At 63.8% G+C, this 8,486-nt stretch carries 7 protein-coding genes; 4 read left to right on the top strand and 3 right to left on the bottom strand.

What is annotated here, in order from left to right; translation table 11 throughout:
• Positions 1-28: 28 nt before the first annotated feature.
• Complete coding sequence (locus QZT63_RS09495) at positions 29-1,447, bottom strand: hypothetical protein (protein ID WP_290650644.1); 1,419 nt, start codon at positions 1,445-1,447, stop codon at positions 29-31.
• 193 nt (positions 1,448-1,640) lie between these two features.
• On the opposite strand from QZT63_RS09495, the gene moaC reads away from it, so the two are divergent.
• On the top strand, positions 1,641-2,126 hold the full coding sequence (moaC, locus tag QZT63_RS09490; protein WP_290650643.1) for a cyclic pyranopterin monophosphate synthase MoaC: 486 nt from the start codon (positions 1,641-1,643) through the stop codon (positions 2,124-2,126).
• A gap of 280 nt (positions 2,127-2,406) precedes the next feature.
• On the opposite strand, the gene QZT63_RS09485 is transcribed toward moaC, so the two are convergent.
• A complete protein-coding gene (locus QZT63_RS09485) occupies positions 2,407-2,739 on the bottom strand; it encodes a 4a-hydroxytetrahydrobiopterin dehydratase (RefSeq protein WP_290650641.1) in 333 nt (110 codons plus the stop codon).
• 178 nt (positions 2,740-2,917) lie between these two features.
• Here QZT63_RS09485 and QZT63_RS09480 point away from each other — a divergent pair, with 178 nt between their 5' ends.
• The 3 genes from QZT63_RS09480 to QZT63_RS09470 are packed head-to-tail and all read left to right on the top strand — an operon-like array spanning position 2,918 to position 5,786.
• Positions 2,918-3,703: a (Fe-S)-binding protein gene (locus QZT63_RS09480; RefSeq protein WP_290650639.1), complete on the top strand. Its 786-nt coding sequence runs from the start codon at positions 2,918-2,920 to the stop codon at positions 3,701-3,703.
• Entirely contained in the window at positions 3,703-5,127 is a 1,425-nt protein-coding gene (locus QZT63_RS09475) for a LutB/LldF family L-lactate oxidation iron-sulfur protein (RefSeq protein ID WP_290650637.1), read from the top strand. The genes QZT63_RS09480 and QZT63_RS09475 overlap by 1 nt, the downstream gene beginning before the upstream one ends.
• Entirely contained in the window at positions 5,124-5,786 is a 663-nt protein-coding gene (locus QZT63_RS09470) for a lactate utilization protein (RefSeq protein WP_290650635.1), read from the top strand. The genes QZT63_RS09475 and QZT63_RS09470 overlap by 4 nt, the downstream gene beginning before the upstream one ends.
• A gap of 479 nt (positions 5,787-6,265) precedes the next feature.
• On the opposite strand, the gene QZT63_RS09465 is transcribed toward QZT63_RS09470, so the two are convergent.
• Positions 6,266-8,107, bottom strand: coding sequence for an L-lactate permease (locus tag QZT63_RS09465; protein WP_290650633.1), 1,842 nt, complete (start codon positions 8,105-8,107; stop codon positions 6,266-6,268).
• Positions 8,108-8,486: the final 379 nt, after the last annotated feature.

The raw sequence follows: 8,486 nt of genomic DNA, 5'->3' as shown, positions 1-8,486 counted from the left end.
TTCATGGCGATGATGCGCCGATTCTGTGTCAATGGTCGTGTTCGCGTTCGTAAATCCGCTCGAGCAGGTCCGGGGCATCGAAGTGGCGGCGCCCCACGAACGCGGTGGCATGGCGGTGGTACTGGCGCTGGGTACCCGCCTGAGGCACCCCCGAGACCCAGAATAACCAGCGTTCCCGGCGCTCGCTCCCGGCGATCAGGCCGTCGGGCTGGAACAGGCTGCGCCGCTGCCCCGTGTTCACGACGGGCACGCTGCGCAGGCGATCATAATCGGCAAAGACGTAGGCCTCGCCCCCGTCTGGCACCTGCGCAAAGGCAAGATGGGTGACATAGTGCGTGCCGTCCTCGAGCCTAACCCGCAGGCGTTCGCCCGATTGCGGCGCCTGCGGTCCCGGCAGGACCAAGGGTGGTTCGGCGTAATCGGGGGATTCCCTGGGGGATAGCCCCTGGACGGGGTAATGCTGGTGGTAACAACCGCAGTTGTGCACGCTCTCCACCAGCAGCACATCGCCCTCGCCGTCCAGAGTAAACCGGAGGTTCAATCCGTCCAGGCGACCGCCGAGGAGATCGAACCAATGGTCCAGCGGGCGCTCCGTGAACCACCAGACATAGTTCAGCTGGATGAGCGTCTCGTCTCCATAGCGCGTCGCCGTGGCGTAGGTGTAGACGGTGGGTTGCGTGGTATCTACAGTCGGCAACCCGTCCTCGACGAGGAACGGAGCGCCGATGCGGTTGTAGGCTGCGTCGGCTTCAACCTCAATTACCGGTGCGAACTGCTCGAACACCTGTTGCCACTGCGAGGACGAGAGCTCCGGCCATCCCAGGGCGTTCGTCGACGCATCCGCCAGCAGTGCCCCCGCCGCCTCGTGGTGCGTTCCCGCGGACGGCGGCCGGTAACGCCGGGCCGGTTCGTTGTCACCAGTCTCGTTGTCAAAGCTCTCCCGCACCCCGCTTTGCCACACGGCAACACCCGAGCGGATAAACCAGCGGCTGATCGGGTACACGCCGACCGCACGCTGCCAGGTCACGTACTCGTCCGGCACCGTCAGTGCGTCCGCGGCCTCCCGCCACGGCCCATGATCGGCATCCAGCGCGTCGGCCTCGCGCAACAGCGCCCCGCAATGCGCGATGGCCTCCTGCGCGTGGGCGACCGTCTCCGGCATGGGCAGGCCATCGACGGCGCCGGCGTCCAGGTGCCGCAGCTCAAGGGATCGCGCCGCGCGATCCGTCTCCTGCGCCGTGTCGAGCCATGCCCCACGCACTGCCGCGTCGCCCAGCTGCTCGTGGAAACTGTTGAGGAAGCGCGTCGCGCGCAGATACGGAAAGGCCTCCGGGGGTTCGCCAATGCCGTCGCGTACGCCGGCGCTTGCGACCTGCGCGTCCAGTTCGTGGAAGAACGCCCGGCAGGCGGCCTCGGGCCCATCGTCGGGGTCGGGCACGTCTGGCATGCTGGCGCAACCCGCCAGAAACACGCCCGCGCCCAGTAGCACGGCCCAATGGGCCGGGCGCGGGCGCCGACATCCGCGCGCCGGCCCAGACGAGCCCGGGGCGCCATACATCCCCTGCTCGGGCGCGTTATCATGGCATGGCGCCGGCGCGGGATCCCGCGTCTGCGTACCTGTACGGGCGAGTGGAGGAACCATGAGCGATCTCCCGCATCTGAACGAAACCGGCGAAGTTCATATCGTTAATGTGGGCGGGAAAGACGCCACGCAGCGCATCGCCGTCGCCGAGGGGCGCATCCTGATGGCCGCCGACACGCTCGCCGCCGTCCGCGAGCAGCGCATCAAGAAGGGTGATGTGCTGGCGGTCGCCCGCGTGGCGGGCCTGATGGCCGCCAAGAGGACGTGGGAAACGGTCCCGCTGTGTCACCCCATTCAGCTTACCCATGCGGAGGTTACGTTGGAACCGCTCGACGACTGCAGTGGTATTCATTGCACCGGGCGCACCGAGACCGTGGAGCGCACGGGCGTGGAAATGGAGGCGCTCAACGCGGTGCAGGCGGCGCTGCTGACCGTCTATGACATGTGTAAGGGCATGGATCGGGGAATGGAGATTACCGGCGTGCGATTGCTGCATAAGAGTGGCGGCCGGTCTGGGAGGTGGGAGCGTGGAGCCGAATCGTAATGGAACGCCTGCGGCGCTGTATCATCGACGGCGTGCAGCCATGCCATGGCACTGGTTCGGATCGAAGGGCGTAGCGTGCATTAGCGCCAGCGTAATGCACCGTCCGAAGAATCGCGCCAAAGGCGCACAGCCGTAACACGATTCGTGCGCCTTCGGCGCCCTGTTATCGACGGCGGGTTACGCTGCGCTAACCCGCCCTACGGGGTGGAGTCCTGCCATGGCACCGAGGCGTGATCCACCGCCAACCCCACCGCACCACCACGCGCCCGTTTTTGATCTTTTATGCCTCGGTCAGCTGATTCGTCTTCGCCGCGAAGATGAAGTCGTTCTCGTGCAGGCCGCCGATTTTGTGCGTCCAGATCTCGACGATGGCATAGCCATAGCCGAACGTGATATCGGGATGATGATCCTCGGATTCGGCCAATTCTCCGACCCGGTCAACGAAAGCATTGGCCTGGGCAAAGTTCTTGAATTTGAACTTCCGTTGCAAGCGCGTGGCGTCATGGGTCAGCTCCCAGCCAGGGACCTGCTGCAGGAATTCCTCCGCCCGTTGCCGCTCCATGGGCTCAACCCCGCCTTGGCAGGGTGTGCACTTTTGTTCCGTGAGGCTCATGGTTACTCCCCCGTTGCCGTGCAACGTTTCGTGGGACTGGATTTGAGTGAAGCCATATCATACCCTGCGGGCAACACGAGCGGCTTTCAAGGGTGCGGGGCTTGATTCCACTGGCGCGAACGACCCACCCCGCCGGACTGTCCACGGTATCCGTCAACGATCGTCTCCAGGGCCAATAATGAACGAACAAACCCTAACCCAGCCCCGCGGTACTGTCGCCCTCTTCGCCACCTGCCTGGTGGATCTGTTCCGGCCCTCGGTTGGCTTCGCGTCGGCGCAACTGCTTGAGCAGGCGGGCTATGCCGTTGACGTCCCCGAGGCGCAGACCTGCTGTGGACAGCCGGCGTACAACAGTGGTGACCGCAAGCATGCCAAGGCCATCGCCAAGCAGGTCATCGAATCTTTTCGCGGCTATGACTATGTCGTCGTACCGTCCGGATCCTGTGGCGGCACCATCACCACGCACTATCCCGACCTGCTGCGGGATGAGGCGAGCTGGGCACAAGCGGCGCGGGAACTCGCGGGCCGAACCTGGGAGCTGACCCGATTTCTGGTCGAGGTCGCCCATGTGGAGATTTCCGGCGTACAGCTCGACGGCGTGACCACTTATCACGACTCCTGCGCCGGCCTGCGTGAGCTCGGCATCCGCACACAGCCGCGCCAGCTCCTGGCCGGCGTCGAGGGGCTGGAACTGCGGGAAATGGCGGATACGGATGTCTGCTGTGGGTTCGGCGGCACGTTCTGTGTCAAGTATCCGGAGATCTCCGAACGCCTGGTGTCCGACAAGGTGAGCAACATCGAGGCCACGCGCGCCGACCTGGTGTTGGCGGGGGACCTCGGCTGCCTGTTCAACATCGCCGGGCGACTCAAACGCATGGACAAACCCGTGCGTGCCTATCATATCGCCGAAGTCCTGGCCGGCACCGCCCGCACTGTAACAGCCATTGGCGAGGGGGAGGCCTGATGGAGTCTCGAGCGCACCTGTTCAAGCCCTCCGCCCGGGAGGCCCTCGATAACCCGGATCTGCAACAGGCGCTCCGGCGCGTGCAGGCGGGCTTTGTGGGCAAGCGCAAGGCGTTGGTGGATCAATTTCCGGATTTCGAGGGGCTACGGGATCGCGGTCGCGCCATCAAGGACCATACCCTCGCCCACCTGGATGTCTATCTGGAACAGTTCGAAGCCCGGGTTACGGAGGCAGGCGGCCAAGTCCACTGGGCGGAGACCCAACAGGAAGCCCAACAGATTGTTGTCGATATCTGCCGCCAGGTGAGTGCCCGCATGGTCACCAAGGGCAAGACCATGGCTGGCGAGGAAGTGCAGCTGAACGAGGCGCTGGATGCCGCAGGGGTGGAGACCGTGGAGACGGACCTGGGGGAGTACATCATCCAGTTGGCCAAGGAGCCCCCAAGCCACATCATCGCACCGGCGATCCACAAGACCCGGCAGCAGATCACCGACCTCTTCAATGAGCACCACCACGGCACGTTCAATGACACATTGCGCGAGGTGCCGGACTTGGTGAACGAGGCACGAGGCATTTTGCGGGAGAAATTTCTCAGCGCCGATGTCGGCATTACCGGCGCCAACTGTCTCGTGGCCGAGACCGGCTCCATGTTTCTTGTCACCAACGAGGGCAATGGCGATCTCACCCATTCCCTGCCGCGCGTGCACGTGGCCATCGCCGGCATCGAGAAGCTGGTCCCCACCCTTGACGATGCCTCCACCGTATTGCGGCTGTTGGCGCGCAGCGCCACAGGGCAGGAAATGACGGCCTACACGACCATGGTCACCGGCCCGAGACGTGAGGCCGATACCGATGGACCGGATGCCTTTCATGTGGTCCTGATCGACAACGGGCGCACCCGCATGCTCGGAGGCCGGTTCCGGGAGATGCTGCGCTGCATTCGATGCGGCGCCTGCATGAATCACTGCCCTGTCTACGCCGCCATCGGCGGCCATGCTTACGGTTGGGTGTATCCGGGCCCCATGGGCTCGGTTCTGACACCGATGATCGTGGGCCTTGACAAGACCCGGGACCTGCCTAACGCCTGCACGTTGAACGGGCGCTGTCAGAGCGTGTGTCCGGTGAGGATCCCCCTGCCGGATCTACTGCGCGACCTGCGCGAGGCCCAGTACGACGAAAACCTCACGGGAAAACCCACCCGGTACGGGCTCGGCATCTGGGCCTGGTTCGCCCTGCGCCCGCGTCTATACGCCGCCCTCGCCCGGGTGGGGGTCGGGCTGCTCGGCCGCCTGGGCAGACGCCGAGGCCGATTCCGCCGCCTCCCTCTAGCTTCTGCGTGGACCGCCGGACGCGACCTTCCGGCGCCCCAAGGCCCCACCTTTCAGGCCGCCTGGCGCAACCGGCGGCGGGAGGAGTCGCGATGAGCTCGCCCCGTGAGCGTATCCTTGGCAAGATCCGCACGGCGCTCGCGCGGCAGACGGTGCCTACCGCTGCGGAGGCCAGTAGCTCCCGCCTCGCGACCTTGGGTGACGGCACACCCCAGCGGCCGGTTTGGACGGAGTCGAATCTGGAGCGGTTCACACGCTGTCTTGAGGCCGCATCCGGCACCTTGGTGCGCGTTCGGACCGTCGGGGAGATTGGCCAGGCCGTGGCCGAGTACCTGGCCGACAAACCCGCAGGTCAGCGCGTCCACGTCGCACCGAACCCGGCGCTGGAGGCAGTCGACTGGCCCGAGACGCTCACCGTTGAACAGGCGACGCACGGCCGCGATGCGCTGGTCGGTGTCAGCTTCGCAGAAGCCGGAGTTGCGGAGACCGGATCGCTGGCCGTGCTGTCCGGCCCGGACAACCCGACGACGCTGAGCTTTCTGCCCGATTACCATATTGTCGTGCTGCGGACCGCCGATGTGGTGCCCTACTTCGAGGATATCTGGGTACGCATGCGCGAGCGTCACGACTTCCCGCCACGCAGCTTCAATTTCATCACCGGGCCGTCGCGAACAGCGGATGTGGAGCAGACCCTGCAGCTCGGGGCACATGGGCCCAGGAGTCTGCATGTGGTGTTGCTGGAGGAAGCCCCGTAGGAGCAGACCCCACGGTATGCTTGAGGCGTAGTCGGTATTCACCATAGGCGTCAAGCACCGCGAGACAACCCCAGCAATTCTAATTAGGGCGCCGGTGCCATGGCGTGGCTGCACGCCGAACCCGTAGGGCGGGTTAACGCATCGTAACCCGCCGTCGATGATACAGCGCCGCAGGCGCACGACTCGTGTTGCGCTTGTGCGCCGTTGGCGCGATTTGTTTAACGGTGCATTACGCTGGCGCTAATGGCACCCTTCAATCGGCGCCGGTGCCGTCACAGGACTCCACCACGTACCCACCGCGGGAGTGACGGCCGGGAGCCAGCGCCAACGGAAGATTGGCAAAATTAGAACTGCTGAGACAACCCGCGCCCAACGCGCTGAACTCAACGCGGGGCGAGCGTTCCTCGCTCCAGATTCAAGAAAAGCCCGCCCCGTTGGTGCGGGCGGGCTTTTGGTTTCTCATGCTCTGGGGATATCCCCTAGGATGTTGCCAACCCCGGCCGCTTGCCCTTGTTAACGACCATGAAGCCGAGGCAGAACGCCAGCCACAGCAGAAACACCAGATACCAGATGTTTATGCCGCCAGCGATAATCGCCATACCAATAAACCCTGCTGCGAACACGTAGTACGTCATGGGGATCAGGGTCTTACGGATGATATCGCCTTCACGCCCGATCAGGCCAACGGTCGCGGACGCCGCCACAACGTTGTGCACGGTCACCATATTGCCGCCGGCACCGCCAACGGCCTGCAGGGCGACCACCAGCGAGGCACCGGCAGAGCCAAGTCCGATTTGCTCGGCCGTTGAGATCTGGAAGAAGGAGAACATCAGGTTACTGACTGTATTACTGCCGGCCAGGAACGCACCCAGGCCACCGATCAGTGGTGCAAAGACCGGCCACAGTCCACCGGCAAGTGCTGCCACCCCTTGCGCGACCATCTCCGGCATGCTGGCGATCTGCGCGGCCGCACCAAGGGCGACACCGGCCTCCACCGCCTCGCGTATCTGCACAACATCATCGTAGCCGCCCGGCGCCGAGTTGATGAACACTTGTACCATGGGAACCGCAAAAATCAGGGCCACACCCGCGGAAAGGATGGTTTGACCGGCGGTCTTCCAGGCGTTGAGGTAATTTCCGTGGTCCCACATGTGATGCAAGAAGTAGGTAATCACCGAGGCCACGAGAAGCACGAAGCCTGGCAGATACAGCGGCGTGGAACTGGCCGAGATCTCCGTGCCGAAGATGTTGGTCCAGGAGAATGCCACCGACTGCAATGCATTGACAACAGGGTCAATAGTGCGGGTGACCACCAGCAGGATCGCCACGATGACGTAGGGCGCCCAGGCCCGGGCCTGCGAGAGCTCATAGCCCTCTGCCCGCATCGGCTGGATATCATCCTGGAAACGGCTGATCCACTCGGGCTCCCACTTGCTCCGCTCCTCGAAGTGGAACGTGTCTTTCGGAATCAAGAACCCGGCACGCGCCGCCGGCACCACGATGGCAATGCCGATCAGGCCACCGATCAGCGCCGGAAATGCGGGGCCGAGCAGAGCCGCCACGGCATAGTACGGGATCACGAAGGCCAAGCCCGCGAACAGCGCGAATGGCCAAGCCCGCAACCCCTCCATGAAGGAGCGGTTCTTGCCAAAAAATCGGGTGAGCATGCCCACCATGATCAGCGGCACCAGGAAGCCCACGATCGAGTGAATCATGGCCACCTGCACGCCGATCTGGTGAACGAACTCGATATGGGTCAAGCCCGCGGCCTCGGTCATGCGCTCGGTGACGGTCTGACCTGCAAGCCCCTGGTTCACCCCAACCAGAATCGGCGTCCCCACGGCACCGAAGGAGACCGGTGTGGACTGAATGATCATTGCGGAGACCACAGCGGCCATCGCCGGAAAGCCCAGGGCCACCAGCAGTGGCGCAGCGATGGCTGCCGGGGTGCCGAAACCGGACGCTCCCTCGATTAGGCAGCCGAACAGCCAGGCCACGATAATGGCCTGCACACGCCGGTCAGGCGATATGTCGGCAAAGCCCTGTTGAATCGTCGCGATGGCACCGCTTTCCCGCAGCGTATAGAGCAGCAGGATCGCCCCGAAGACAATGAACAAGATGTTCAGTGCCACGACAATGCCGTTGATGGAGGCGGCCGCGACAACGGGCAGCTCGGTGCCCCATAAGCCCAGCGCGATAACCACGGCCACCGCATAGGCAAGCGGCATGGCGTACTTCGCCGGCCACCTCAAGACGACCAGGAAGAGCCCTACTGTCGCCAGCGGCAGCAAGGCCAGAAAAACGAGCACACCTAGATTCATTGCTCTCTCCCCCTGTGACTTTGGCTACGTTTGTGATTGAACTGGGCTGTCCCCCGACGGGTAAGATAGCCGTCAACATGCGGACCTTGTCCGAGTGCTGCATTTTTGGCCTAGTCAGTCTACTTGTCCCTTTACCCCCAGACATTAGCCCATAGCGGGCGAAAACCCCAGTGTCCTGTAACCGAGATTCGTTGTCTTCTGCTTGCCATTTTTCCGCGTACCCCTGTCCTGACAGACGCAGTGCACATCGGCAATGTCGCCCACTTGTGGGTCAGGACACAAGCGGCACTGCATCATAGGCGATTCATCCTGGCACCGGCTCAGACCACTTGGCGCAGGCGTCCCGACTTTGCCTTGCACCTGTAATCACCTACTATTG

Origin of the sequence: Aquisalimonas sp. (assembly GCF_007120195.1) — a bacterium.
Lineage (GTDB): Bacteria > Pseudomonadota > Gammaproteobacteria > Nitrococcales > Aquisalimonadaceae > Aquisalimonas.
This window is presented reverse-complemented; position numbering and strand designations above follow the sequence as displayed.